Consider the following 26,491-nt stretch of genomic DNA (forward strand, 5'->3'; position numbering starts at 1 on the left):
CGGAAAATCGCGCTATTTCAAGCAACGGTCGGCTCGTAGCCCGGCGCGACCTCGAGGATTCACCGCGAGCGTCGACTCCGCGAGGCGATGCCTAGCCCATGGCGTAATGCGATTTGCGTGTCGCGCCGCCGCGCTCTAAAGCGTTTCGACGCGACCGGGGGGCGCAGGAGAGATTTGGGTGGGCACGGCTTTTATCGCGACGGCGCAAGTCGATACTGCCGAGCCTCCGCTGATCGCTCCCCCCCCTGCCCCGTTCCAGCATCCACCGATTGCTGGCCCGCTGCGGATCCTCACCTATCTCTACAGTTTCGCGCCAGGCGGCGTCGAACGCGTCGCGGCACGGCTCCACGCGGCATGGAGCATGCGTGGTTTCGACGCGCAGGTGGTGCTCGCCGACGCCCGCGTCGCGCCACCGCAACCGTTGCGCGCGACGCGACAAGTCGGCGTTCGACCGGCGGCCGGCCAGCTCGCCGGGTTCGTCGCACTCGCGCGCGGGCTTCCCGCGATGATCGGGGTGGACCGTCCCGACATCCTGTTCTGCGCGGGCAATACCTATACCGCGCTCGCGGTCGTGCTGCGGTTGCTGCTCGGGCGGAAATGCCCGCCGATCGTCGCGAAGATCAGCAACTGCCTCGAGCGCCCCGACATGTCGCCGCCGGTGCGCGCATTCTACCGCACCTGGCTGCGCATCCAGGGGCGCTACATCGACCATTTCGTTGCGATGGCGCCCGCGATGCGCGACGAAATCGCGCAGCGGACCGGGGTCGCGGTCGACCGGATCAGCGTCATCCCCGATCCGGCATTGTGCGCGGACGATCTCGCCCGGCTCGCCGCCGCGCGCGATGCGGCATCGCGCGGTCGCCCCGGCCGCCATTATGTCGCGGTCGGTCGGCTTGCACCGCAGAAGAATTTCGCGCTGCTGCTCGAGGCGTTCGCGCGCGTCGTGACGCCGGGTGATACGCTGACGCTCCTCGGCGAGGGCCTCGAACGCGCGAGCCTCGAACGACTCGCGGCGTCGCTCGGGATTGCCGACGCGGTGCACATGCCGGGGCATACCGACCCGCTCGACCAGTGGCTGGCGCAGGCCGACGTGTTCGTGCTGTCCTCGACCTATGAGGGGGTCCCAGCCGTGCTGATCGAGGCGCTGGCCGCCGGCTTGCCGATCGTCGCGACCGATTGCTGCGTCAGCATGCGCGATCTGCTGGATCACGGTGCCTTCGGCGCGATCGTGCCGAAGGGCGATTGCGCGGCACTGGCGCGCGCCATGACGACGATCGCGCTCGACGATCGCGCAGTCGTCACGGCCCGGCGCGCCGCCGCCGCGGCGTTCACCGTCGAACATGCCGCCGACGCCTATCTCGACGTCATGCACACGCTCGCCGCACCGCGCCGCGCGCTGGTGGCGGGCAGGATCGACGCGACCGCGCTCGCCGCCGAATAAGCGGAAGCGCTTGCCCGCGGGCGTACCGTTCCCTACCTGTTCACCGATGAGTCTCCCCGCCCCTACCGATCAGGATCCGCCCTATCTGCGCGGCCTCAACGCGCCACAGCGCGACGCCGTGCTCACCACCGAGGGCCCCGTGCTCGTCCTCGCCGGCGCGGGCACCGGCAAGACCGCCGCGCTCACCGCGCGGCTCGCGCACCTGCTCAACACGCGCAAAGCGTGGCCGAGCGAGATCCTCAGCGTCACCTTCACCAACAAGGCCGCGCGCGAAATGCGCCACCGCGTCGGCATGCTCGTCGGCGACGTGGTCGAGGGGATGCCGTGGCTCGGCACCTTCCACGCGATCGGCGCGAAGATGCTGCGCCGCCATGCCGAGCTGGTCGGGCTGCAAAGCAATTTCACGATCCTCGACACCGACGACCAGCTGCGCCTGCTGAAACAGCTGATCCAGGCCGCCGATCTCGACGAGAAGCGCTGGCCCGCGCGCTCGCTCGCCGGGCTGATCGACGGCTGGAAGAACAAGGGCCTCGTCCCAGCGCAGATCGATGCCGGCGAGAGCGAACTCTACGCCAATGGCCGCGGGCAGGAACTCTATGCCGCCTATCAGGCACGCCTCGTGGCGCTCAACGCCTGCGATTTCGGCGACCTGCTGCTCCACATGCTCGTCATCCTGCAGCGCGACCGCGACGTGCTCGCCGATTACCAGCGCCGTTTCAAATACATCATGGTCGACGAGTATCAGGACACCAACAGCGTCCAATATCTCTGGCTTCGACTGCTCGCGCAGGAGCGCAAGAACATCGCCTGCGTCGGCGACGACGACCAGTCGATCTATTCGTGGCGCGGCGCGCAAGTCGAGAATATCCTCAAGTTCGAAAAGGATTTCCCGGGCGCCAAGATCATCCGGCTCGAGCAGAATTACCGCAGCACGCCGCACATCCTCGGCGCCGCCTCGGGCGTGATCGCCAACAATAGCGGCCGCCTCGGCAAGCAACTCTGGACCGAGCTCGACGCGGGCGAGAAGGTCAAGGTGCTCGGCGTGTGGGACGGCCCCGAGGAAGCGCGCCGCGTCGGCGAAGAAATCGACAGCGTGCAACGCGGTGGCAAGTCGCTCGACGAGATCGCCATCCTGGTGCGCGCGCAGCACCAGACGCGCGAGTTCGAGGACCGCTTCATCGCGACCGGCATCAACTACCGCATCGTCGGCGGCTTCCGCTTCTACGAACGCGCCGAGATTCGTGACGCGCTTGCCTATCTGCGCGTCGTCGCGCAACCGGCGGACGATCTCGCCTTCGACCGCATCGTCAACGTCCCCAAGCGCGGCCTTGGCGACAAGGCGGTCGCCAAGATCCACCAGCTCGCGCGCGCGCAGAACGCCCCGCTCGTCACCGCCGCCGCGCGGCTGCTCGATACCGACGAACTGAGCGGCGCCGCGCGCAAATCGCTCGGCAATCTCGTGATCGACATGGCGCGGTGGCGCGCGCAGGTGACCGAGCTGCCGCATGGCGAACTCGCGCGGATCATCCTCGACGAAAGCGGCTATACCGCCGCGCTCCAGGCTGAGAAATCGGTCGAGGCGGCGGGGCGCCTCGAGAACCTCACCGAACTCGTCCGCGCGATGGAGGAATATGAGACGCTCGGCGCCTTCCTCGAACACGTCAGCCTCGTGATGGACAATGAGGCTGCGGCCGAGGAGCCCAAGGTCACGATCATGACGATCCACGCCGCCAAGGGCCTCGAATACGACACGGTCTTCCTGGTCGGCTGGGAGGAAGGGCTGTTCCCCTCGCAGCGCTCGCTCGACGAGGGCGGCACCAAGAGCCTCGAGGAGGAGCGCCGGCTCGCCTATGTCGCGATCACGCGCGCACGGCGCCGCGCGATCATCCTCCACGCCGCCAACCGCCGCATCTACGGCCAGTGGACGAGCAGCATCCCGAGCCGCTTCGTCGGCGAGCTCCCGCCCGAGCATATCGAGGCCGAGTCGAGCATGGCGGGCGGCGAGAGCCTGTGGCGTGCCAATTGGTCCGAACGCGCCGACCCGTTTGCCGACGTCGCGCGCGGTACCGGCCGCGGCCCCGGCTGGCAGCGCGCGGCGGGCGTCGATTCCGCCAAGCCCGGCGGTGGCTACACGAACCGGACTTTCACGCGCGAGCCAAGCCGCGTCCAGGAATCGCGCGCTTCGGCGGTGAGCCTCGGCAACAAGGGCCGCGCCGACGTCTCGGTCGGGATGCGCGTGTTCCACCAGAAGTTCGGCTATGGCGCGATCGCCGAGATCGAGGGCAACAAGCTCGAGATCGACTTCGAGAGCGCCGGGCGCAAACGCGTGATGGATACGTTCGTGACGGTAGAGGCGTAGCCGCGACCGCAATCGTCGCCCCGGCGCCGGCCGGGGCCGCCAGGTCGGGCGCGAGACGCGAAGACGCTGTAAAGCGAGGAGACCGGACACCACCGGCGCGCTATCGCACTGCGCGGTACGGCTCGCCGAGCCCGCGTCCGCGCAACGCGTCTTACCAGCGCCTAGCGCCCTACCACGCGCACCGGCACCATCACGTTGCACAGATCCGTCGCACCCGCGGGCACCGTGAAGAACGGCCCGCCGCGATTGGCCCGCGCCTCTAGCGTCGCGGCGAAGACCGGCGCATCGGGGCGCAGATATTCAAACGCCGGGCGTTCCGCCGCGGGCAGATCGGCCGCGATCGCAATCCGCTTGATCGGCACGCGTTGCTTTGGGTCCTCGTACAGCCCGAGCCCCCCGCCCGTCCCGCGCGGCAAGGCCGAGAGCGCCGCCATCCCGTCGATCACGCGCCCGACCAGCGCGATATTGCGGTCGAGATGGCGCGGGGCGTGCCCGATCACGGTATAGAGATCGCCCCCCGTCCCGGTATCGGGCGCAAGGTCGCGCGCGACGCCGACCATCCCGTAGCAATGCGGCAACCACTGCCGCGCACCATCGCCCGCGACCGCCCAGCCGCTTGGGGTAAAGCCGGTCCGGGTGGCATAGGCATCGCGATACGGATTGTCGACGGCGACGCCGTGCGCACCCCACGCCCATTCATATTCGGCCGGCGGCTTGGGGACGATCCCGGCGGCAGGCGGCTTCTTCTCGGTCGCATCGCCCCATTGCGTGACGTAATTGTCCTGGACGCGGTAGACGGTCGCGTCCTTCCACCAGCCGCTCCGCGCGATCGTGCGGATATTGGCGACGTGTACCGGGGCAAAAGCGGGGGCGAGCCAAATCATGCTGCGACGTCCGTCGGCAAAGTCAATCAGCAGCAGATCCTGCGGGTCGATCGCGCCCCAGGCACTCGCCGGAGCGGCGGCGGCGAGCTGCGCCGCGGTCGGCTTCGGGGCGGGCGCGGGCGCGGGGGCGGCCTGGGCGGCGGCGAGCAGGGCGAAAAGCGGGAGCAGCATCGGCATCCCGCCAACCTGCCCGCTCGGCACGGCGGCGGCAATCCCTGTCGCGCGCAGCAGAATGCTTGCACAGCGGGCAGCGACGCTCTAGGGCCACCCTCCTGTCCAGGACATGCGGAGCGGTGGCCGAGTGGTCGAAGGCGCTCGCCTGGAAAGTGAGTATACGTCAAAAGCGTATCGAGGGTTCGAATCCCTCCCGCTCCGCCAGCCAGTCATGGCAATCTAATATCCGGCGCGAACCGGGCCGAAAACGGCGCGGTTTCGCCGTGTTCGGGTCCCGTTTCATATCCCGGAGAATGATTCTCTGGCGCGTTTGCGCGAGAACGGACCGATTTTCTCCGGCTGCTATTGGCGTCGTACGGTTCGGCCGACGGACCTTACCGCCCCCCTAAGTTAAAAACTCACGCCGGCTGCCGCAAAGAGGAAGTGTCAGTCATGGGCTCGCCCGCGACACCCGTAAGGCTACAAATACAGCCCAGGAAGCTTTCGCGTTTACCCGGTGATAGATTCGCGTTTTTAGGTGGTTAAAACGCGAATCTAGAGGAAACTGGGCGATCGCCCGGTTCTTGCCTAGACCAAGTAACTGAAAGAACAGCGGGAATATCAAAAATTCCCGTAAACCTAAAACGGGAATTTGCGTACCGCCAAACCGGAACCGTGGATGCCGTCGGATCGGTATGACGCAGCACCGGTCCGGCTCCGGCCACGGGGATGAAGGGGCCCCGCGCCGCGCTTGCCATCGCATGCAAAAATGGTACGACTGGCCTTGTCGAGAGGGCTTGGCACGGTGAGATCCGTGCCGAGCACGATCGGCGTTGGTCGTGCTTGGTCCGGTCTCACCTTAACTGACCCCGCGAGGGGTCTTTGTAGGTGAATGACGATGACGAAGCCCCGAACGACTAAAGCTGGTAAGCCCCCCGTCCCCAACCTCGGCCCGCTTGAAACGGTACCGACAGCACTCCTCAAATCCTATGCGCGCAATGCGCGAAAACATAACGAGCGTCAGGTCGCTCTGATCGCTCAGTCACTGGAGACATTCGGGTTCAACAACCCGATCATCGCGGAAGAGGACGGTACGATCATCGCCGGGCATGGCCGATGGGAAGCAGCAAAGCTGCTTGACCTCGAACATGTGCCGGTTCTTCGTGTCCGCCATCTCACCCCTGACAAGATCCGGGCGTATCGGCTCGCGGACAACCGGTTGGCGGAGCTTGCCGGCTGGGACGATGAGATGCTGGTCGTCGAACTCGGAGAGCTGACGACGATCGATCTGGGGTTCAGCATCGAGACGGTCGGCTGGACCTTTCCCGAAATCGACGTGATGCTCGATCCGCCCGAGGCGTCAGACGCGGAAGGTCCGAGCGACGGCATCGATAACGACATTCCGGAACCCCCGACGACACCGGTCAGTCGGCTGGGTGATCTGTGGCAGATGGCAGATCATCGGCTGCTTGTCGGCTCTTCGCTCGAGCCGTCGAGCTATGCCGTTCTAATGGCAGGTGCGGCCGCCACGATGGTATTCCAGGATGCGCCATACAACGTGAAGATCAACGGCCACGTGAGCGGGCTTGGCAAGGTAAAGCATGCCGAGTTCGCGATGGCGTCGGGGGAGATGTCAGCGCTCCAGTTCCGTGACTTTCTGGCGGCTAACATGAAGGCGCTTTTGCCGCATCTGGTTGACGGCGCGATCTTGGCGATGTGCATGGATTGGAGAGGACTCCTTGCACTGCAGCTTGCGATGGAAGAGGCCAAACTGGATCTCATCAACCTTGCCGTCTGGGTAAAGACGAACGCTGGCATGGGAAGCTTGCTCCGCTCGCAGCACGAGCTGGTCGCGATCGCCAAACACGGCAAGGCCTCGCACATCAACAATGTCCAGTTGGGCAAAAACAAGCGCTACCGCACGAATGTATGGCGCTACCCTGGCGTCAACAGCTTCGGGCGCGGCCGGATGGATCAGCTCGTCGCCCATCCAACTCCAAAGCCGGTCCCGCTTGTCGCGGATGCGATCCGCGATGTCACCAACCGCGGACACATCGTGCTCGATACGTTCATGGGGTCGGGCACGACCTTGCTTGCAGCCGAGCGTACAGGCCGCATCGCCTACGGCATCGACATCGATCCCGGCTATGTCGATGTCTCCATCGACCGCTGGCAAAAATTGACCAGGGGCGAAGCGCGTCTGGACGCGACCGGCGAGACGTTCGAAGAGGTCAAGGCTCGTAGGCTGGTGGAAGCCAAGCCTACTGTTGACAATGAAATTCGTCCTTAGACCTTTGTTATTAAACAATATTATCTCGTTTTTCGTTTGACCGACATTGTATGATTTGACAATGGAGCACGGTCGCTCCGGTGGGGCGGCGGTGTTCAAACAGGCATCCGACAAGAAGCAGCGTTTGCACGATACGATACCGGACATGCTCACCAGGCATGCCCGGAACCCTTAACCGGGATCGTGTCGGCGTGCTTGTTGTTAGCGCCGGTCGGTCCTTTCGATTTTTGAAAGGTCAAGAACATGGAATCGCCAAAAGCTCCAGGGTTTGTAAACCCACCCCCGCGCAAGCGTCCGCAGCCGCCCGTAGTCGCGCCCCCGGTCACGCCGCCAGCCGATACCGACCACGAAGCCCGGCTAGCGAAAGAAGCGGCAACCGCTATCAACTTAGCCGCTACCAGTAGCGTCCCCAAGCGAGCTCACTCTTACCGACAAACCCCGCGCGCCAAGAAAGAGGAGCGTATCCTGGGCGATTATCCGGTAGGTTACTGCCGAGCGCCAGAAGCGCACCAATTCCAAATTGGCAACAAGGGGGGCCCCGGGCGTCCTCGAGGATCAAAAAGTCAAAACAGCCTGCTACGCGCTGAGTTGGATCGCAAACACACTACCAGGGAGGGAGGCAAAGTAAAAAAGACCCCTGCGCGCGACCTGATCAGCCGACTGATCGTGACAGGACCAATATCCAGCCGCAATTATAAGGATCTTGCCAGGCTCAATGCGCTCGCGCGCGATCTGTACCCCGATCCCGTGTCCGAGACTGGAATAGCCGAAGCCTATGATCCGGCGAAGGACGAGGCCGTGCTGCGAAGTTTTCTCACATCGCTTCAGCTCGGTGAAGCCAGCGCAACTGGCCTAAACCCATTGGCTGACCGCGCGACCGGTCGACCCGATCCTGGCCAATCGGCGGGTGACGACGCCTGGAATGAAGGGGATTGGGACGGGAACCCGGGGGAGGCAAGTGATGAGGATCACTAGTCAGCCCGAGGGGCAGCTCAAGGCAACGTCGCTTCAAAGTGCTGCGCTGATGCGCGGCTTTCTGGTCGCGTTCCTCCCCATCGCGTTCGGCATCCTCCATCCCGGAGAACGACCGCTGCGGATGGATTGGTATTTGCTAGCGATGTGCCAGGCATTCCAGAAGACTGCGGTCGGGCGCTCGCGGCGGCTTGTCATCAACGTGCCGCCACGCAATCTGAAATCGGTCACCGCCGCCATCTTCACTGCATGGATATTGGGACAGTCGCCCGCGCTGAAGATCATGTTTGCGACCTATGGCGATAAGCTTGGGCGCGAACATCTTGAACGCGTTCGCACCGTCATGATGCATCCGATCTACCGACGTTTGTTTCCGGCCTCGCGCTTGATGCCCGGCGGTGCAGGAGAAGGCGTTCTGCGCACGACCGCTGGCGGTGGCTGTCGGGTGGTGACCGTCGGTGGCGCGGCAACCGGATTCGGCGCCGACATCATCATCATCGATGACGCGATTAAGGCAGATGACTATGCCAGTGCAGCTCGTCGCGACGAGGTCGATCGGTTCTACCGAAGCACGCTGTTGACCCGCCTCAATAACAAGGGACGCGGCGTCATCATCTCGATCCAGCAGCGGCTCGGCGAGGACGATCTCCCGGGCAAACTCATCGAAGCCGGTGCCGAGCATCTGAGCTTGCCGGCGTATGATGACCAGGAACGGATCTACGATATCGGGTTTGGTCGGCAATATCCTCGTCCGATCGGCGAGGTGCTGCGGCCCTATGACGAGTCACGAGCCGTGCTCGATGACCTCCGTCGGAGCATGGGGCCGATGCAGTTCACGATCCAATATCTTCAGCAGGTCACAGCGCTCGGCGGTAACGTCATTCCGATCGCAAAGATGCCGCGATTCGATCTCGACGGCGTGGACCTTTCGTCGTTCTCGCTGATCGCTCAAAGCTGGGACACGGCCACAAGCGACGACCCGAATGCGGCGTATTCCGTTTGCATCACAGCTGGATATCGCGACGGCCGGTGGTACATCATTCACATCATGCGCGATCGACTGCTTTATCCGCAGCTTCTTGACATGTTTCTTTCCCTCAAAAAGCGGTTCAAGCCCGACAGGATCCTTCTGGAAGAGGCATCAAGCGGTCGACAATTGAACCAGGATCTACGTTTTCGATACGGCATCCGGGTCACTCTTGTGCGACCTGAAAACGATAAAATTACTCGCATGACCGGTCAGTTGGCGATGATCGAAGATGGCATGCTCGCGATCCCCAACGAAGCCCCGTGGCTCGATAACTTTCTGAACGAAGTTCGAAACTTTCCCACAAGCCGGTTCTTCGATCAAATCGATGCGCTGTCGCAATTTCTTGACTGGGCAAAATGGAAAGATCGCTCGCTTCGCGTTGAACGCGAGCCCGATGGACGCAGGACGCGGGTCGAGCGCACTCAGTTCGTTCGACGTCGTGGGATTCCCATGCCTTAAGGCATGGGCGCGTAGAAACAATACTGAAAGAGACCACGTTCCGCTAGCCGTATGTCGCCATCACGCGCGCAGGCGCTTCAGCGCCACAACCATCGCCATCGTATCGAGCCGACAATAGTCGAGCAGTCCGTGCCGAAGCAGTTCGCGGCGCTCGGGCGAGGTAGCGGCGTCAATCGCCTCGAGATACGCATCCTGCGCCTCAACTCCTGACCGCGCTCCGTCGAGTTGGTTGTAGTTAAGCTCAGGGGCGAGCGTTGGCAGCACGGCCTTGATCGACCAGCTGCCGCGCATGTCGCGGTGATAGTAATGCTGCCGCGATACCGGTAGCAGATCGACCAAGTGGCCGGCGAGCGCCCGCAGCGCCGTGGCGTGGCCGGGAACAGCGCTCGCCAGCTGCAACAGGCACGAGCGCTCAAACGGCGCGTTCCACGCGACCACCGCCCCGGTCATCGGCAAGCTTGCGAGCGCCGCTGCGCAAGCGGCACGCGGATCAGCACCGTCGGTCGACAGGAACTCGGTGTGCTCAAGATCGCCTTCCCCGTGATCGACGTGGGCAGAAAATTGGAACGGGATCTGCTGATAGGGGCTGGTTCCAACCCAGCGCGGGACCGCAAACGCGATCGTCTCGAAGTCGAGGAACGTCCTCGGGTAAGCCCACCCGTCGGTTTCGCAGCGAATGGCCTCCGCATCATGATACGGAACGCCGCTCACCGTCGCCGCATGGACCCGCGCGAGCAACGGCTGGGTCAGACGCTCGGCATCGACCAACAGCAGATTATCGATACCGTCTTTGGCGATCGCTCTGGCGAGAGTTTTGCCCGCCATGCCCGGCAGTAAAGTGACCGGCCACGCAGGCGCCGGCGGCAGGTCGCGATTGCAATATCCGACGAACGAGCAAACGAACGGCTCGGAACACTGTGCGCCGGGTTGGATGGCGGGCTCACATCCCGCCAAGGTCGCTACCGCGCTGGCGACGACATCGCCCCGCGCCGCAATCAGCGGTGCGAGCCCCTCCCCCGCCGGTTCGTCGATGAATAATCCCCGGTAGTCACCTTCCGTTCGCAGTACGAACGCGCGGTCGATCACGCGCACGGATGCGCGCGTGACGTTGACGCAGCAACCGTCCAGCACCCAAAGCTGGGTTGCGAGGTCGGCGCGCTGATATGGTTTGACGCTGGTGGTGCTTTTGACCTCTGCGATTTGCCAGCCGTCCCCGTCGGGAATCATCAGATCGACCCGGACTGCGACCCCCGCATGGATGAACGTTGCCTCGAACAGCGGTACGCGAATATCTCGCACAAGGGCACCAGCCGTTGCTTTAGCCGCAGCGCCCATACCAGCCGTCCCGTCGATCTCGATGCCGTCTGGGTATAGTGCGCAGGCTGCTGCCCCGACCTCGTGTCCGATGCGGAACACCCGGCGCGTGCCGTCGCTCTCCAGCGTAAGCTCGGGCATATGCACCGACAGCCACAGGCGCTTCACACATTGTTCGAAGATGGCGATCCGCGATTTTGACAGGCCCGTGCGCGGCGGTATTGGCCGTGTCGCGACGAATGACTGATCGGACAGGTCGGACAGGTGCGGCGGATCAGTCATGAAGGTTCTGTAGCCGGGGCCGGAAGCTGTTGACGAATTGGTTGGCGGCCACTCCCATCCAGCGCAGCATCCGGTCTTCTTCAGCAGCGTCCCACGGGATGGTGGAGGGAGTGACGAGCCCTACCCCTGGCACTTCGCCTCCGCCCCAGTCGGGCGCAGGGAGACCTGCCGTGATGAACTCGGCATCGATGGCATCTCGGTCTGCGAGGCACAGCTCCCACGCTGCGCCATCAAGGCTTGCAAAACGTACGTGCGCCCCGCACCGTTGGTTCGTCGAGGATCGGTAGAGGTTGACATACAACCCGTCCGGGAGAGGCACCCGGATCCAGCCGTTGCCGCCGCGCCGCGCTGGGGGCTGCGCCGGGTCGTCAAATACGGTCTCGGCGACGAACCGGTCGACGAATCCCTGCCATGAGCGGCTAGAGTCTGATGGCTCAGATACGGTCACGCGCGTACGCGCTGCCGGCGCTGGCTCGATCGCGTCTATGCTGACACCTGCCACTTCACTTCGGATAACGTGGCGCTCGATCGTCACCGTCTGCGCTAAGATGCGAGGCTGGATGATCGTCCGGGTCGTGCCGCCTTCGTCGCTCGCCCGGTATTCGGCAAACTCGATCAGCGCGAACTCGAACGCGAGACCGGGCTGCGCGCGCAGGTACTCGCCGATCCGTCGAGTGCCTTCGGTGATCCCGTCGCCTGCGATCAGCAATAGAAAACGCCCAGCCTCTAGATCGCGCGCTACGCGATCTACGAAAACCGCTTCCTCAAGCACCCCACCGGCCTCGCGCGCCAGGGCGTACAGGACGTTGCCTTGCCTGCGGGTGGCGATGGTGATCTGGCGCTGCAAATCCTCGTATCCATAGCGGCTAAGCTCGCGCGCATAGTCGAGAATCTGGCCGACCACCTCGCGCCTTGCTTGGGGGTTGCGCCAGAGCTTGCACTCAACCACAACCAACCGGCCGTGCTCATCAGCCAGCAGCACGTCGATGAACCCGACTCCTGGGACGTTGAGTTCGCGAGCTACGGTAAACAGCCGCCCATAACCCGGATCGATGTCGCGGACCGGCAGGATGGCTGGATTGTCGTAGATGAGGTCGCGCAGCGTGTGCTCGCGCCGGGCTTCGCCTTGAGGCACGCGTTCGACGATCGTCGGCGCATCGTCATCGCGTATCAGTACCAGCGTCATGGGCGCACCTCCGGTGTGGGTGCGAGTACTGTCCACCGGATGGCTTCCTCGTCGCACCTATGTCCTCTCGGGGCGACGGCAAAAGCCGGATGTTAGTAACCTGGTCAGAGATCAGGCGCATGCGCCTTTACCGTTACCGGCTGGACATGCGCGCATGCCACCCGGCCTCCGCTTACGCGGTGACCGAGTTCTCTGTTCTGAGGTTACTAAGCCCCGCCCCCGATCTCTCGGGAGCGGTGTCAGATTGCTCGCTTCGGGCGCGCAGACAAGTGGAATATCGCGAATTAGGCCGGCTTCTGCAGATTTAGCTGCTACCCCACCGGGTCGGCGCCCCGCCTCGCTGACCTCTGGTCGTTCGTGATTGGCTCCGGTACGCTGGTCACGGAGATCGACCATGACGCACTTCGGCGACTATCAGAACCTGATCTACGGAAACGGCTTGTCGGGCGTCCAACCGACCTGGCCAGTCGATTACGCCACCTTGAAAGTGCGCGCCGAGGCCGCGATGCCCCCGAGCGTGCTGAACTACGTGCAGGGCGGCTGCGGCGACGAGTTCACGCAAGATGAAAACGCTTACGCATTCCGTCACTGGGGCATGGTGCCGCGCATGATGGTCGATTGCTCGAAGCGCGACCTCTCAACGCGAGTGTTCGGTATCGAGCTGGAGAGCCCGCTTTTCATGGCGCCGATCGGCGTCACGGGCATGTGCACGCAGGACGGTCACGGCGATCTTGCCGCCGCGCGCGCCAGTGCAGCGACCGGCGTGCCGCTAATCGCGTCGACGCTGTCCAACGACCCGCTTGAGGCAGTACGCACTGCTTGCCGCGACACAGCGGCGCTTTTCCAGCTTTACACGCCGCGCGATCCCGAGCTCGCCGCCAGCTTGGTCGGGCGCGCCGAGGCGTCGGGGTTTAAGGCGATCGTCGTGACGCTTGATACGTGGGTGACCGGCTGGCGGCCGCGCGATCTCAACGTCGCGAACTTTCCGCAACTTCGCGGGCACGTGCTGCAGAACTATTTTACCGATCCCGCCTTTCGAAAGCTGCTCGCCAAGCCTCCCGAGGATGATATGCGCGCCGCGATTGGCACTTGGGCTGCAACCTTCGGTAAGGTTCTGACGTGGGATGACATGGCGTGGTTGCGGAGCCTCACCAAGCTGCCAATCGTGCTAAAAGGCATTTGCCACCCGGATGACGCGCGACGCGCGATAGATACCGGTGCCGATGGCATTTACGTGTCGAACCACGGTGGCCGCCAGGCCAATGGCGGCATCGCTGCGATCGACATGCTACCGGAGGTCGTGGCGGCGGTCGCGGGCCGCATACCCGTGCTGTTTGATAGCGGGATACGCTCGGGCAGCGATGTGATCAAAGCGATAGCGCTCGGCGCAGACTTGGTTGGGGTTGGCCGGACATACAGCTATGGCCTCGCGCTTGGTGGCGCAGACGGCTGCGCTCATGTGTTGCGCTGTCTGCTTGCTGAGGCGGACCTGCTGATGGCGGTAAACGGTTGGCCAACGCTGGCCGCCGCGCGCGAAGCTGGCGCGGAACGGACAGATCTTGCACCGCCGAGCCGATCGAGTGCGTAGGAGCTGACCGTCTGTTTTTGGGCTATTTAGGGTGGAAAGCGGCCTGTCTCCTTTGGAGCGACAACGCGAGTTAAACGGCCATTCGTTCATCGGACCGCGAATCACAGCTGAAACGTGATAGTGTCTTAGGCACTAGATGTGAGTCCGGGGCTATGTATTTCGTCAGATATGGAACAGGAGCACCAACGCGTCCTGATGGCTATCTGGCACCTGTGTCAGGATTGCGTGACGCAGGGCATCCAATGAGCAGGCCGCGGCACCCCCTGAACGGACCTACGATCGGTTCGGCATAGATCTCGTCTTGGGCCTGGATCGGAGCCATACGCGGGGACTTCATTTCATCTCTCCCTGCATCTGCAAGACGAGCAGCTCCTGGCATCCCACTTGCTGTTCTAATGCCAGTAACGCTCAGGCAACGTCATACCGACGTGATCAATCCCACAGCACGTCGCACGCAAGATATTCCCGGATTAACAAGCGTATTCGCAAACCACCGTCCTGCGAGGTTCGATAGCGATAGTTGTTGTCCTGCACGATCAACCAACCCTCCACGAACGCATCATCACCGACCAATAGCAGCCGGTTCATTGCCCGGCTGCCGACTTCCGGCCAGACTGATAATTGATAGTCGTCTCGCTCAAACGCCTCGTAATCCATCTCGTTCATCAGCGTGATCGGCGTGATGCGGACATCTACGGGTTCGTCGAGCTGTGGCTCGTTCAGTTCATACGCGGCGTGGCCCCGGGCGAGCTTCAACACGACATTCCGGACGCGGCCATGATCGATCGAGAACACGACGCCATCGTCGGTAACGGTGCGGCCTCGATCGATCTCCACCGCGAGCGCCGGATTGCCTTCCAGCGTCTTCGCGATTTTCGGTCGGGTGATTTTTCCCGGATCGCACGTTCCCGCCAGAACGCATTCAATCAGGCAGGCGAGATAGGCCTCGTCAGCGGAAAACCCGTTATTGCAGGACAGGCAAGAAGGAGTCGCCGGAAGGTCAGCGGGATACGGCTCATCGAGAAATACGCGAGACGGCGCATGATCTTGGGACTCGTTCGGACCTCCGCAGTGCACGCACCACCCCTTGTTGCGGTTATCGCCGAAACTCTGAACTTTCCTCATACGCCCCGCCTTCCGAGAAAACCCGCGATCATCGCGCTGGTCGCGTCCTGATCCCGCAAACCGCATTCCCATAAGATCATGACGCGCCAACCCAGGGCGGTCAGTTCGGTCGCGACGCGAATGTCGCGCGTCCGATTGCGCGCCACCTTCTGGCACCAATAATCGGCGTTCGTTTTCGGTTGTCGCGCCCCGCGCGCAATCGTGGCCATGCCAGAAGCATCCGTGGACGAAGATGGCGCTTCGTCGGCCCGGGAACACAAGATCGGGCGAGCCGGGCAAATCCTTCCGGTGCAACCGGAAACGGTAGCCCATCGCATGCGCAAGCCGCCTGACGATCAGCTCGGGCTTGGTGTCCTTTGAACGGACGGCGCGCATGGTGCGCGAGCGCACCTCATCAGGCGTCGTCATCGCCTTCCTCTTCAACCGAAGCCGCGCCGCCGAGCGCTTCGTAGCGCCGGTCGGTGAGCCATTGCAGCCGCTTCGCCTGCGTCACGAGCACGCGCCGCAAACCGCCTTGCACTTTTCGTTCAGAGACGACCTGTGCCAACCGGGAGATGATCAGCGCCCGCCGCGCGATCCGGAAATCCGGATGCGACCGCAACTCGAACACCCGGTCGGACACGATGCGTTGCCTGAACGATGGCGGAGGCGTGATCGCGACCGTCCCGACGGGCGGGTCTTTCTCGTTGAGGATCGCTTTGAACTGCGATGCCTGAACAGCCTGCTCAGTAATGAAGCGCTCAAGCGCGTCCAGCTGCTGCCTGGCGCCTGCATCGGTTCTTCCGATGTCCTGCAATTCAGGAAGCGGCCAGACCTCGATCTCAAACACCTCGAAGGGATCAAGGACCGACATCGCAACCGCGTCGGTGCGCTGATTGGTCAGATGTCGCCCGATGCGGGTGCGCACTCTCTCGTTCGTCTGCCCGACGTAGATCGGCTCGCCGTCATAGTCGAAGAAAGCGTAGACGCCCCATTTATAATTGCCAATCTTCCGCGTCCCGCCGGTGGCGTCGGTAAACATGCTGTCCAGATACAGCGCCAGATTTGCGCGGAGGTCCTCGGTCTCGAATGGCGGGAAATTAACGGAATCGGGGTCTCGTTCGGTCATGCCGAAACCCTATCAGACCCGGCGTAGCGGCGTCATCTCCGATTCCTGCTGCACGACCCCCGCCCTGCGGACGGTGGTCTTCCGCAAAAGCTCAGCCCCTTGGCTCGCCATATCGAAATCAACATAATTCACCTCCTCGTCCAGCCCGCCAAAGCACAGGTGGAACGCCGACAACAGCTCGACCGCCAGAAGCGGCTGCGCAGCGGCGTGCGGCGCGGCCAACGACGGGATCGCCGCCGGGAACAGGTAGATGCAGGCGGGCGGCGTCCGGAACGGGCCGACGTCCGTGAGGCGGCCCGCGTCCACCCCGAGCTTGGGGCATGGCCGGCCAAGCGTGCCGCAGACCATATCCCAGATCACCAGCCCATCGACCGGCCGATTGCTGGAGATCATTTCCGCGCTGAGCCGGGTACGAATGCCGGACCAGGCGTTGCGCCGCGGATTGGCCCCCTGGTTGGTGCAGATGCTCCAGATGACGAACTCATCGGCGTTCGCGGGCCGCTCAAAAATCGTCGTGTTGTTGCCGTCGAGGCACCCTTTCAGATCGATGATCGCGGTGCGGCCGCTCTTGAGCCTGACGACGTAATCGTTGCGATTGGCGTCTACGGTAAGATCCCAGCCCGCGATGAATTCCTCGTCCTCCATGTGGTTCAGGACATGCTGCACGAATTCCCGCTTGCCGCGCATCGTCGCCGAATACTGGCCGCGGACGCGCTCAACCGCGCCGCGAAACAGGCCGGAATTATAGAAATCCTTTTCGTCAAGGCCGTGGTCGCCCAGTTTGTGGGCTTCCATCTTAAGCACTTCTGCGAAGCGTTCAATCTGATCGCGTAAATCCAAATTTTGCTCGCAGGGGATTATGCTCACGCGGCTTGACGCATCCGCGCTGCGACGAAACCTAGCAAAGGCTCCAGCAAATGTGTGGCGAGATGACGCACAACAGGCACAGCGACTCCGTCTCCAGTAAGATGATAGGCCTCGTTGTAGTTCTTCGGCAATATATACTCGTCCGGCAAGCCCATCAGCCGCGCCGTCTCCCGCGACGACATCAGCCGCGACCGGATCGTGTTCCCCTCGATCACGAGGATCGTCTGACGGCTGGAACCGCCAGCGGGCGTCCGCAGGCAACCTGCCACATCGTCAAAGCGCACCTCGGCGCGCTGCACCTTGGCCCCGCGCTCATCCAGCCGGGTGCGCTTGTACACTCCGCCAACCATGCGCCGCTTGGCGCGCTTGGCCACCGCGACCTTCGCATGGTTAAGAGCGGACATCATGCCCAGCAGCTGTTTAGTCTCCGCAGGCGTATGCCAGTTCACGCTGGTAGGGTTTTCCTCGATCAGGTCGGCGAAAGTCGAGTTGCGATGCGGCGGCGCCGGCACGTTCCACCAGAGCCAAGCCGCCTTAGCCTTCTTCGAAATCCCCTCAGTGGCGTTGCACAGGCCGCGCGTATGAAACGGCTCGATCGGACCGGGCGCAAGCAAAGCCGGGTCGATCTCAACGTCCTCATGTACGCCGATCACGAACAGGCGGGGGCGCGATTGAGGCACGAACAGCGCGGCGTTCACGACCAGCGCGCCGTAGCGGTAGCCCGCGTCCGCGAAGGTCTGGCAGATCGCCTGAAAGTCCTTGCCGTCATGCGACGTCAGCGCGCCGCAGACGTTTTCCAGCACAATCAGCTTAGGCGCGCGCTCGTCCGCGATCAGGCCCTTAACGACGTCCCAGAAGGGATAAAAGGTGCCTGAGCGCTCGCCTTGCAGTCCCGCCCCGCCCCCCGCCAGCGACAGGTCTTGGCAGGGGAATGATCCCCACACCAAGTCCGCCACGCCCGCGAGATCAGCGGCGCCGATCTTCTTCACATCGCCAATCTTGAGTTCGCCGCCCATTCCCCAGTTGGCTTGATAGGTCATGCCCTTCTTGTGATCGAAGTCGTTCGCGAACAGGCAATTCCAGTCAGCGCCTAAACCGGCGCGCGCCATGCCGCCGCCTGCGAAGAATTCATAGAAGCTAGGCATTGCGCACCCGCCCCAGCGTCGTCGCGTCCGCAGCCTCGGCGTCGCGCGCGAGCTTTTCGTCGATCGCTTCGGCGATCCATGTGTTGCGGGATATTCTGCCTGGACGCGCGCCGCGCGCCGCATCAATGGCCTGGAAAGTCTCGCCCGACAGGCGAAGGTTGATGCGGTCCAGGTCCGCCACGTTGGTTCCGTTTGTGCTCATGGCGCCATATTGGCGCCTTTTCCGCCTTTGTCCAGCACTTTGTTCTCACCATGTTCTAAATTCTATTCGGGTACGCCGCTAGCCAAAAATTTAGCTGCGAAGATGATTTACAAGATTTCTGACCGCACCAACTGCAAAACGGCGAAAGATCAGCACGCCCACGGAACGGATGGCCCGGGCGCAGCTGGCCGCCGATAAAGCCAGAGACCGGCAACCAGGCAGGTCGAGACATACGAGGCGATCGGGAAACAGCGGCAACGGAAGCTCGACACCCGACGCAAGATTATTGCGGGTGCATTTGCGCTGGAGCATATGCTGTTCGACGGGCGCTATGCGCAGGCCCTGCGGGCGCTGATCGACGAATATGTGACCCGCGATCAGGACCGGGCGTTGTTCGATCTGCCGCCGCTGCCGGACGACGACCAGCGCCGGGTCAATCCGCCGCGTGCCTATTAAGAGCGAACTTAAGCCCCCGCCTTACAACGGCAGGGTGACAAACCGCGATGCGCCGCCATCACCCTACCCGACTGGGACGCTGTTAAGCCGCCGCTTTAGTTGAGAATACGCACGGCTCGGCGTCCGTAGGCGCGGCAAATACCGGCCACCAGAAATGATGCTGCGTCCAACCTCGTTCACGCCCTCCCTGCTGCTGTAGAAGCACCAACGCGGGTTTAGACCGCGGCTCGTCCAAGACTTTCCGCCGAAGCGCCGTACCGAGGATCGACCGTCCAGACTTGTCGCCCGATCCGCTGCGAGACAGGTTTCGGCCTGTCTCGGCCAACACCAGCAACGTGCCATCGCCGTCTTCGTCAATGTCGGCGTAATAGTCGATCAAGGCGCGCATCGCGTCCCACTCGAAGTCCACCGAGTCAAATTCCATGCTATCTTCAATCGCGTCGATAATGGCGCGAGCGGCCTTCTTGTCGATCTTGATGAATTCGCCCGTATCGCGCCATTCAGGCTTAATCAGCTTTTCGAGAAGAGCTTGCACCGCCGTCATCGCCCTCCCGCCCTTAGTCTGAAAATCGGTCGGAAGAAGCATGTCGTCCGCAGACACCGCAACGACGTCGCTGAGCGCTATTTTGTTGGGCGCGCAAGGCCTAATCCGACTCGCAGCGTCAGTCTGGATGAAAACGACGCCCTTATCGTTGGCGCCGGTTTCAAACGCCCGTCTTAGCGCATTTTCCAGCGTGTTTATGGTGTAGAGCCGATCGTACACGGCGCGAGAGGTATAAAAGCGCGTGACGGCGAGATCCCGCAAATCACGATTCCCGTACATGCGGGAATGCTGCAACACGGTGTCCGCCTGCATCGTTTTTGGGTTACGCCCATAGTAAAATGAAATCAGGTTCGGAATCGTGATGCCGCGATCCAGAATATTGCCGCCCACCCAGATGTTGTAAGGCGTCCGAAGCTTAAGCTCGGCGTTGGCGTCGAGCAGCGCCATGACGTCTCCATCCGAATTGACTTTCTCGACAACGACATCGTCGCTCTGCAACGCGTCAATGAAGGCGTCGAACGCCTCATCGCGAGGCGGCATTCGCCCTTTATCGTTGGCGACCGACACCGCCAGATCATCATAAGCCGCATCGAACATCGGCCGTAGGCGCGCGGGATCGCTTTCGGCTGCTTTAACGGTCGCTTCGAAAATCCAATCAATCACCTGATCCTGCCACGCATGCGCTGCGCGCTGAATGTCATTATGGATGACCATCGCATATTTTTTTGTTTTGACGCCGGTCTCACGCTGCTGCCATTGCCGCACGCCCGCCGCCACCACAAATGTCGTGATCGCTCGCCGTAGCCCCTCAGTATTATCGCTCTCAAGAACGTTGTTCAGATTGATGCGTCGCTTGTCCGGTCGGCGCAGCGCGTCCTGCTCATCCTCAGAGACTTCAACGATCAATTTCGTGCAGGGATCACTGTCATCGAAAGCGCCAAAATACTGATCACCACCGACGTAGCCGCCGTGGATCGGCAGTAGCTCGGTGAAAGCGGGACGCTTGGGCTTAAAGACGTAACTCCCCCCGTCGGACGTCTCCTCGTAGCCTTTCGGCTGAAGATAAAGAGAATAAGGCGTAGCAGTGACCTGAAGAAACGCGACGCCCCGGCTCATTGCGCGGAGTTGGTCGATTTGATCCGCGATCGTACCCTGCGTCACGACCGTTTCGCCCTTTTTCTTGACGAACCGCACGCTCGCCAAATCGGCCTCATCATCGACGATAAGGACTCTACGGTTCTGAAGGCCGTCATGAGCACCCATAAAGGCGATCAGTCGCTCCATATTTTTTGCCTGTTTTTTAGCGACAACGACGATCTTTCGCCGCAGTTCGCTCCGGGTCAACTTGCCCGGCAAGTTCATGATATCAAGCACCAGAAATTCGTCGTCTTCGATAAATTCTGCGAAATCGACGCTCAAGCGCCTCACGGTCTGCGCCGATAGCGTCTTGGTTCCCTTCGTCAGCACCAGGGCGATGTCGTACCCGCTGTCAAACGCCTTTGCGATCACGCCTACGAAACCACGGGTTTTGCCAGACTGGATTTTACCCAGCAGCATGCCTGGGCTGTCCCCGGTGGTGGTGTTATCTTGCAGTCGATCAACGATATTCTCGATGCACGCCGCGAGCTGATCGTCGTCGTTACGGTTGATTTTTAAGCGCGAGTAATAGGAGGACTCGTCTTTAAGAGCACCGAGCTTTCGGTTGTTACGCTTCAGCCACGCGCGAACCTGCGACTTTCGAAACACCGGACCAGAGGCAAGTTCCGTGAGCGGCAATGGAAAATCAGCCGAGCGTGAACGCCAGTTCGTCACCGCCTGACTGGAAACTCCAGACATTACGGCAATCTCGTTGATCCCTACCAGCTCATGTTCCATTACAGCCTCCTGTGTAAGATGCACACACCGTGTACGATACACACAGAAGAGTCAACGGTGCTGATCGCGCTGCGCCCTTAACGGGCGGATGCTCGTGCGACCCCGGATCGGCGCCGCAAGGGCACCGATCCGGGGTCGCACCCGCAAGAGGTGTTCGCGAACCGGTGAACGGCTCGCGCCCATCGGGACTGTCCTGCTAGGCTAGGCTAGGCATGGTCATCATCCTCGTAGGCGACGGGTGCCGGACGCCTGCGCGCTTAGCCTGGCGCAAGTTAATCAAGGCCGCGTGCAACGGATTCTCGATATGCGCCGCATGGAATTTCTGGATCATCTCGACGCTGGTGCGGCAGTGCTTGGGTCAGCGCCGAGGCGCTGGCGCGGCTCTCGACCAGGTATTGTCGTTCCTCCGTGGTGGCCCGAACGTCCGGATCTGACAGGAGCCGCCGATCAAGCGTCACTAGGTACTTGGGCGGCAGCCGCCTGCTCTCGGTCAGTCTGTCTGCGGACTTATCCCGAGACGTCCAAATCCCGTTTTTCCAAGCGAGCAGCAATTCGCAAAACTCAATCGGGAACAGATCGAGATTACCGCTCGGTCGGCGATGGCGACACCCGGTCACATCTGCCCGCCGCGCTTCTGCGACAGCGGCCGGAGCATTCCCTCGACGCTCGGTTGCAGCGTCACCGTGCACGGGTGCGCCGATACTTCTGGCAAGGCCGTCTGCGATCGTTAGGTTCGGGTCGATTAATGGCCAGGAGCAATCATGCGTCTCAATCCCCAGCACTTCACCGTCGCCAAGCTGATGCAGAGCAGGCTTTTCCGTATCCCCGACTACCAGCGCGCATATTCCTGGCAGAAGCGGCAGCGCACTGATCTTTTCGAGGACATCAGGGAGGTGCACCGGACTGGTCGCGATCACTTCATGGCGACCGTCGTCGGACTGGCACGGGACACGCGAATGATAGATGCCGACGAGTTCGGCGTTGTTGAACTCGTCGATGGGCAGCAGCGCATCACAACGCTCATCATCCTCATCAAGGCGATCGAGAAGGCGCTAGACGCCGCCGATCAGACAGAGGGCAAGATAAGCGACGATCTCAGAAGGCTGTTGGTCAAGGGAGACGATCACAACCTCGTGCTCCTACAGACCAACCACGACAGCAGCGACGTGTTCGCGAGCTACGTCAGGGACGGCAACATCAGACAGGACGCAATCGTCACGGCCGCCGACGAGAACGTCATCGATGCAGCGGTGGAGTGCGAGGCGTTCGTCGCCAAGTGGACCGAGATCGGTACGCTGGTCGAACTGGTCGCGACGATCCGTCACAAGCTATCGATGATCTACCACGAACTCGATGACGAAGGCACGGTGTACAGGGTCTTCGAGGTCCTCAACAGCCGCGGTCTGGACGTCCGGTGGATCGACAAGACGAAGAGCCAGCTCATGGCGTCGATCTACGAATACGTGGAGAAGGGATCGAGAGCGGATGGGCTGCATGAGATGCAGACCATCTGGAAGGACGTCTATCGCCGGCTCGGCCTCGACGATGATCTCGGAGACGAGGCGCTTCGGTTCGCGGGTACTTGGTCGGACGATGCTCGTCCGAACCGTGTCCTCAGCGAACAAGATGCGTCGGCGGCCTTACTGAAGGCTGCCGGGACCAAGCTGGCGACGATTGTGAAGGCGGCAGCTTGGCTAAAGGTGGTGGTCGCAAAGGTGGTGGACCTGCACAACGATCAGCGCCGAGCGGCCGTGACCCGCATCGGGCAGGCTCGGTTCCTTGCCATCGCCATCATGCTTCGGGAATTTGACGAGAAGACCGAAGCGATGCTGCTTGGTGCGTGGGAACGGGTCACGTTCAGGATCTTCACTCTGGCCGGCAAGGACAGCCGGACCAAGGTCGGCGAGTACATCCGTCTGGGCTACGATGTTTTAAAGAACGAGATGGGCGCGGACGAGATACTGGAGGCGCTCGGCGGTCTGGCTGAAGGCTTTGACATTGATGACATCATCGATGAGGGCACTTGGGACGAGTGGTATGGGGGCTACAATGAGGAGGTTCGGTACCTACTTTTCCGTTACGAGGAACATCTCGCATCCACCAGCGGCGTGAAGATCAATGACTCCCAGTGGGCGAAGGTCTGGGCGGCCGACCCGGCCAAGTCTATCGAGCACATCATGCCGCAGAGTTCCGGGAAGGGATATGTACACGGGCTTGGCAATCTGACGATGCTTCCGCCGGGCGTGAACTCGTCGCTGAAGGACAAGCCCCCCGAAGACAAGGCATTGCGCTACGTCGAATGCGGGATGAACGCGACTATGGCCGTTGGTCGTGAAATCGAAGCTGGTCTGAAATGGAACAAGGAAGCGGTGCAGGACCGTGCCGCCAAAATCGAAGTATTCGTGCGGGCTGAGTGGGGAGACTGATCAGCGGTACTCCCATCGATAACTGATGAAATAAGCCCATCCCGTGCATTTTCAACCATGGGTGGGCTGGATAGGTCGGACCGGCCTTTGAAGTAGGTTACAGCGAAACCTGGTCTTTGGTCAGGTGTCGTACGTGGTTCCATGAGTTTGTGTGCCAACGTCGGATTCCGCCAGGGCGCCCACCACGCTTCGAGCAGGTGACGCGTCAGTCGATCCGATGCGTAGCTGATGGCCATCTCTACCCCCTCACCGACCACCGGTTCAACCTGAACGAATGGCAAAAGGTGGGGAGACTGGACACGGGCGTGAATGTCCGGGACTGTGAAGGATATCGGATGCCGGCAGGCGTACGATATCCTCCAAAGCAGGAAGCCGCGGGCAGCACGCGGTGCCTATGGGTTTTTCGGTTTTCGCCCTGCCGCGCGGGAGCGGGAGCGGCATGTGGGAAGCGCATGGGCGGGTCGGGACGTGGGGCGCAGGGGCGACGTGCCGCGTAGCTGGTGACCAGGGTCGGGGCTTGAGATCGGCGCCGGCTCGGCTGACGTTGTCGCCAACGCGAGCGGTATCGCCGCCGGAAGCACAGGACTTTCGGAGCGCGGTTGGGGCGAGCCATGCCGGGTCATGACGCGGTGGTTCCGGTCGATGCGGTGGAGTGTGGCGGTGCGCGCGGTTGGCGCCAGCGCTCGAAGGCCTCGATGACGACCATGGGCCCGCCGCAGCACGGGCATGGCGGACGGAGATCGGTCGGTTCGTCGGGCGCGTCACTGGGCGGCGGCGCGACGCCGAGCAACCGTCGGGCATGTTCGAGATGCGCCTTGCGGGTGGCAGCGGCGAGCAGGCCGTAGTGGCGGATGCGGTGGAACCCGCGCTGCAGGACATGCAGCAGGAAGCGGCGGATGAACTCGTCCGTCGCGAGCGTCATCACCTGCTGCCGGTCGGCGTCGGCGCGGCGATAGTCTTTGTAGCGCATGGTGACGCCGGCCTCGTCGAAGGCGAGCAGGCGACTGTTCGAGATCGCTACGCGGTGGGTGTAGCGCGACAGATAGGCGAGCACCGCCTGCGGCCCGGCGAACGGCGGTTTGGCGTAGACGACCCAGTTCTTTTTGCGGACCGGCGACAGGTGCCGCAGGAACGCGCGGTGATCGGCCAGGTGGCCGAGGGCACCGAAGAAGGCGAGCCGCCCCGCCGCGTGCAGCGCCATCAGCCGGGTCACGAACAGGCGGCGGAACAGCTTGCCCAGCACCTTGACCGGCAGCAGGAACGCGGGTCGCGAGGATATCCAGCGCGATCCGTCCCGCGCGATGCCGCCGCCCGGCACGATCATGTGGACATGCGGATGATGGGTCAGCGCCGACCCCCAGGTATGCAGCACCGCGGTGATACCGATGCGCGCGCCGAGGTGCTTCGGGTCGGCGGCGATCGTCAACATCGTCTCGGACGCTGCCTTGAACAGCAAATCGTAGAGCAGCGCCTTGTTGTGGAAGGCGATGTCGGCGACCTCGGCGGGCAGCGTGAACACGACGTGGAAGTATCCCACGGGCAGCAGGTCGGCCTCGCGCTCGGCGAGCCAGGCGCGCGCGGCGGCACTCTGGCACCGGGGACAATGCCGGTTACGACAACTGTTATAGGCCACCCGCCAATGCCCGCAGTCGGTGCAGGCTTCGACGTGCCCACCCATGACGGAGGTGCGGCAATGCTCGATCGCCGACATCACCTTGAGCTGGTGCAGGCTCAGGTGCCCGGCATGGCTTGCCCGATATGCAGGCCCCGCGCTGCGGAAGATGTCTGCGACCTCGAGTGCGGCGCGCACCCGCTCAACCCGCGGGGGTCTTGCCCTCCATCAGTGCCATCAGCCGATCGAGCGGACTGGTGACCGCGCGGATCGTACGGGTCGCGACCTTGGTGTAGAGCGCGGTCGTCTCGAGCTTGCTGTGGCCCAGCAACACCTGGATCACGCGGATATCGACGTCCTGTTCGAGCAGGTGCGTGGCGAAGCTGTGCCGCAGCGTGTGCGGGCTGACGCGCTTGCGGATCCCCGCCGCCTCAGCCGCCTCGCAGACCGCGCGGTGAAGCTGCCGCGTCGAGATCGGATCGGTGTAGCTGCGCCCTGGGAACAACCAGCCATGCGGCAGCAGGACGCTGCGCCGCTTGCCCTCGCGCCACCACAGCCGCAGCAGCTCGAGCAGTTGCGGCGACAGCATGGCGTTGCGGTCCTTGCGGCCTTTGCCCTCCTCGATTCGGATCAGCATGCGCTTGCTGTCGATACTGTCGGCCTTGAGATACGCCACCTCCGACTCGCGCAGGCCCGCGCCATAGGCCACACCCAGTGCCGCGCGATACTTGATGCCCGGTGCCGCTTCGAGCAGCTTGGCCACCTCGTCGACACTCAGCACGTCGGGCAGCTTCCTGGGACGACGCGCCAGCACCAGCCGCCGCGACAGATCGGGCCGCTCGAGTGTCACCTCGAACAGGAAGCGCAGCGCTGACACCGTGGCGTTGATAACGGACTCGCTAACGCCGTGCTCGCGCTGATGAAGCTGGAAGCGCCGCACGTCCTCTGCGGTCGCGGTGTCGGGCGAACGCCCGAGGAAGGCCGCAAAGGCGCGGTCGTGACGGACATAGTCGTGCTGGGTCCGCGCACGCATCGCGCGCATCGCCATGTCGTCGAGCATGCGCTGACGCAGCGGGGTGACGGGTGGGTCGATCGAGTAAGTCGCCATGATGAGTTCCTCTCGTTGAAGGAACTCCATCGTCCGCCACCGCCTCCGAAGGGCCAAACCTCAGC

The 26,491-nt window shown here is 62.7% G+C and carries 19 protein-coding genes and 1 tRNA gene; 9 read left to right on the plus strand and 11 right to left on the minus strand.

Features of this window, described 5'->3' with window-relative positions; genetic code table 11:
• Positions 1–178: 178 nt before the first annotated feature.
• Both IE187_RS03340 and IE187_RS03345 read left to right on the plus strand, forming a co-directional pair.
• Complete coding sequence (locus tag IE187_RS03340; protein ID WP_229839201.1) at positions 179–1,441, plus strand: glycosyltransferase; 1,263 nt, start codon at positions 179–181, stop codon at positions 1,439–1,441.
• A gap of 46 nt (positions 1,442–1,487) precedes the next feature.
• A complete protein-coding gene (locus IE187_RS03345; RefSeq protein ID WP_189675086.1) occupies positions 1,488–3,800 on the plus strand; it encodes an ATP-dependent helicase in 2,313 nt (770 codons plus the stop codon).
• Between the two features lie 161 nt (positions 3,801–3,961).
• Here IE187_RS03345 and IE187_RS03350 read toward each other — a convergent pair whose 3' ends face one another.
• Positions 3,962–4,861, minus strand: coding sequence for a peptidylprolyl isomerase (locus tag IE187_RS03350; protein ID WP_438810909.1), 900 nt, complete (start codon positions 4,859–4,861; stop codon positions 3,962–3,964).
• Positions 4,862–4,971: 110 nt separating this feature from the next.
• Between IE187_RS03350 and IE187_RS03355 the strand changes: the two genes are divergently transcribed.
• The 4 genes from IE187_RS03355 (at position 4,972) to terL (ending at position 9,588) form a co-directional block, all read left to right on the plus strand.
• A tRNA-Ser gene (locus IE187_RS03355) sits at positions 4,972–5,062 on the plus strand.
• Between the two features lie 667 nt (positions 5,063–5,729).
• Positions 5,730–7,127 carry a site-specific DNA-methyltransferase gene (locus IE187_RS03360; RefSeq protein WP_189675088.1) on the plus strand — a complete coding sequence of 466 codons (1,398 nt, stop codon included), beginning with the start codon at positions 5,730–5,732 and terminating at the stop codon, positions 7,125–7,127.
• 243 nt (positions 7,128–7,370) lie between these two features.
• On the plus strand, positions 7,371–8,102 hold the full coding sequence (locus IE187_RS21235) for a DUF5681 domain-containing protein (protein ID WP_229839202.1): 732 nt from the start codon (positions 7,371–7,373) through the stop codon (positions 8,100–8,102).
• On the plus strand, positions 8,089–9,588 hold the full coding sequence (terL, locus tag IE187_RS03370; protein WP_189675090.1) for a phage terminase large subunit: 1,500 nt from the start codon (positions 8,089–8,091) through the stop codon (positions 9,586–9,588). The genes IE187_RS21235 and terL overlap by 14 nt, the downstream gene beginning before the upstream one ends.
• Positions 9,589–9,648: 60 nt before the next feature.
• Here terL and IE187_RS03375 read toward each other — a convergent pair whose 3' ends face one another.
• Both IE187_RS03375 and IE187_RS03380 read right to left on the minus strand, forming a co-directional pair.
• Positions 9,649–11,184: a DUF2779 domain-containing protein gene (locus IE187_RS03375; RefSeq protein WP_189675091.1), complete on the minus strand. Its 1,536-nt coding sequence runs from the start codon at positions 11,182–11,184 to the stop codon at positions 9,649–9,651.
• Entirely contained in the window at positions 11,177–12,370 is a 1,194-nt protein-coding gene (locus IE187_RS03380; RefSeq protein ID WP_189675092.1) for a PDDEXK family nuclease, read from the minus strand. Before IE187_RS03380 ends, IE187_RS03375 begins: the two co-directional genes overlap by 8 nt.
• A gap of 394 nt (positions 12,371–12,764) precedes the next feature.
• Here IE187_RS03380 and IE187_RS03385 point away from each other — a divergent pair, with 394 nt between their 5' ends.
• Positions 12,765–13,958 (plus strand): alpha-hydroxy-acid oxidizing protein, encoded by a 1,194-nt coding sequence (locus tag IE187_RS03385; protein WP_189675093.1) that lies wholly within the window; start codon positions 12,765–12,767, stop codon positions 13,956–13,958.
• 432 nt (positions 13,959–14,390) lie between these two features.
• Here the strand turns inward: IE187_RS03385 and IE187_RS21240 are convergent, their stop codons facing one another.
• From IE187_RS21240 to IE187_RS03415, 5 genes are read right to left on the minus strand one after another with little or no spacing between them, the layout of a single operon-like run.
• Entirely contained in the window at positions 14,391–15,491 is a 1,101-nt protein-coding gene (locus tag IE187_RS21240) for a very short patch repair endonuclease (protein WP_229839203.1), read from the minus strand.
• Positions 15,478–16,191 (minus strand): GIY-YIG nuclease family protein, encoded by a 714-nt coding sequence (locus tag IE187_RS03400; RefSeq protein ID WP_189675094.1) that lies wholly within the window; start codon positions 16,189–16,191, stop codon positions 15,478–15,480. The genes IE187_RS21240 and IE187_RS03400 overlap by 14 nt, the downstream gene beginning before the upstream one ends.
• Positions 16,192–16,203: 12 nt before the next feature.
• Positions 16,204–17,031 carry a hypothetical protein gene (locus IE187_RS03405; RefSeq protein ID WP_229839204.1) on the minus strand — a complete coding sequence of 276 codons (828 nt, stop codon included), beginning with the start codon at positions 17,029–17,031 and terminating at the stop codon, positions 16,204–16,206.
• 23 nt (positions 17,032–17,054) lie between these two features.
• Positions 17,055–18,203 carry a DNA cytosine methyltransferase gene (locus IE187_RS03410; protein ID WP_189675096.1) on the minus strand — a complete coding sequence of 383 codons (1,149 nt, stop codon included), beginning with the start codon at positions 18,201–18,203 and terminating at the stop codon, positions 17,055–17,057.
• Complete coding sequence (locus IE187_RS03415; protein ID WP_189675097.1) at positions 18,196–18,405, minus strand: hypothetical protein; 210 nt, start codon at positions 18,403–18,405, stop codon at positions 18,196–18,198. Before IE187_RS03415 ends, IE187_RS03410 begins: the two co-directional genes overlap by 8 nt.
• A gap of 312 nt (positions 18,406–18,717) precedes the next feature.
• Between IE187_RS03415 and IE187_RS03420 the strand changes: the two genes are divergently transcribed.
• A complete protein-coding gene (locus IE187_RS03420; protein WP_189675098.1) occupies positions 18,718–18,861 on the plus strand; it encodes a DUF8583 domain-containing protein in 144 nt (47 codons plus the stop codon).
• Positions 18,862–18,943: 82 nt separating this feature from the next.
• On the opposite strand, the gene IE187_RS03425 is transcribed toward IE187_RS03420, so the two are convergent.
• Positions 18,944–21,280 carry a Z1 domain-containing protein gene (locus tag IE187_RS03425; protein WP_189675099.1) on the minus strand — a complete coding sequence of 779 codons (2,337 nt, stop codon included), beginning with the start codon at positions 21,278–21,280 and terminating at the stop codon, positions 18,944–18,946.
• A gap of 761 nt (positions 21,281–22,041) precedes the next feature.
• On the opposite strand from IE187_RS03425, the gene IE187_RS03430 reads away from it, so the two are divergent.
• Positions 22,042–23,706: a DUF262 domain-containing protein gene (locus IE187_RS03430; protein WP_189675100.1), complete on the plus strand. Its 1,665-nt coding sequence runs from the start codon at positions 22,042–22,044 to the stop codon at positions 23,704–23,706.
• Between the two features lie 619 nt (positions 23,707–24,325).
• On the opposite strand, the gene IE187_RS03435 is transcribed toward IE187_RS03430, so the two are convergent.
• Positions 24,326–25,516 (minus strand): IS91 family transposase, encoded by a 1,191-nt coding sequence (locus IE187_RS03435; RefSeq protein WP_189675101.1) that lies wholly within the window; start codon positions 25,514–25,516, stop codon positions 24,326–24,328.
• Positions 25,517–25,520: 4 nt separating this feature from the next.
• Positions 25,521–26,426: a tyrosine-type recombinase/integrase gene (locus tag IE187_RS03440; RefSeq protein ID WP_189675102.1), complete on the minus strand. Its 906-nt coding sequence runs from the start codon at positions 26,424–26,426 to the stop codon at positions 25,521–25,523.
• Positions 26,427–26,491: the final 65 nt, after the last annotated feature.

Source organism: Sphingomonas glacialis (assembly GCF_014653575.1).
In the GTDB taxonomy this organism is placed as follows: domain Bacteria; phylum Pseudomonadota; class Alphaproteobacteria; order Sphingomonadales; family Sphingomonadaceae; genus Sphingomonas; species Sphingomonas glacialis.

Excerpts from the sequence above, each read along its gene's own strand:
- IE187_RS03345 (WP_189675086.1), top strand. The coding sequence starts at position 1,488 with ATGAGTCTCCCCGCCCCTACCGATCAGGATCCGCCCTATCTGCGCGGC.
- IE187_RS03350 (WP_438810909.1), bottom strand. The coding sequence starts at position 4,861 with ATGCCGATGCTGCTCCCGCTTTTCGCCCTGCTCGCCGCCGCCCAGGCC.
- IE187_RS03360 (WP_189675088.1), top strand. The coding sequence starts at position 5,730 with ATGACGATGACGAAGCCCCGAACGACTAAAGCTGGTAAGCCCCCCGTC.
- IE187_RS21235 (WP_229839202.1), top strand. The coding sequence starts at position 7,371 with ATGGAATCGCCAAAAGCTCCAGGGTTTGTAAACCCACCCCCGCGCAAG.
- terL (WP_189675090.1), top strand. The coding sequence starts at position 8,089 with ATGAGGATCACTAGTCAGCCCGAGGGGCAGCTCAAGGCAACGTCGCTT.
- IE187_RS03375 (WP_189675091.1), bottom strand. The coding sequence starts at position 11,184 with ATGACTGATCCGCCGCACCTGTCCGACCTGTCCGATCAGTCATTCGTC.
- IE187_RS03380 (WP_189675092.1), bottom strand. The coding sequence starts at position 12,370 with ATGACGCTGGTACTGATACGCGATGACGATGCGCCGACGATCGTCGAA.
- IE187_RS03385 (WP_189675093.1), top strand. The coding sequence starts at position 12,765 with ATGACGCACTTCGGCGACTATCAGAACCTGATCTACGGAAACGGCTTG.
- IE187_RS21240 (WP_229839203.1), bottom strand. The coding sequence starts at position 15,491 with ATGACGACGCCTGATGAGGTGCGCTCGCGCACCATGCGCGCCGTCCGT.
- IE187_RS03400 (WP_189675094.1), bottom strand. The coding sequence starts at position 16,191 with ATGACCGAACGAGACCCCGATTCCGTTAATTTCCCGCCATTCGAGACC.
- IE187_RS03410 (WP_189675096.1), bottom strand. The coding sequence starts at position 18,203 with ATGCCTAGCTTCTATGAATTCTTCGCAGGCGGCGGCATGGCGCGCGCC.
- IE187_RS03415 (WP_189675097.1), bottom strand. The coding sequence starts at position 18,405 with ATGAGCACAAACGGAACCAACGTGGCGGACCTGGACCGCATCAACCTT.
- IE187_RS03420 (WP_189675098.1), top strand. The coding sequence starts at position 18,718 with ATGCTGTTCGACGGGCGCTATGCGCAGGCCCTGCGGGCGCTGATCGAC.
- IE187_RS03425 (WP_189675099.1), bottom strand. The coding sequence starts at position 21,280 with ATGGAACATGAGCTGGTAGGGATCAACGAGATTGCCGTAATGTCTGGA.
- IE187_RS03430 (WP_189675100.1), top strand. The coding sequence starts at position 22,042 with ATGCGTCTCAATCCCCAGCACTTCACCGTCGCCAAGCTGATGCAGAGC.
- IE187_RS03440 (WP_189675102.1), bottom strand. The coding sequence starts at position 26,426 with ATGGCGACTTACTCGATCGACCCACCCGTCACCCCGCTGCGTCAGCGC.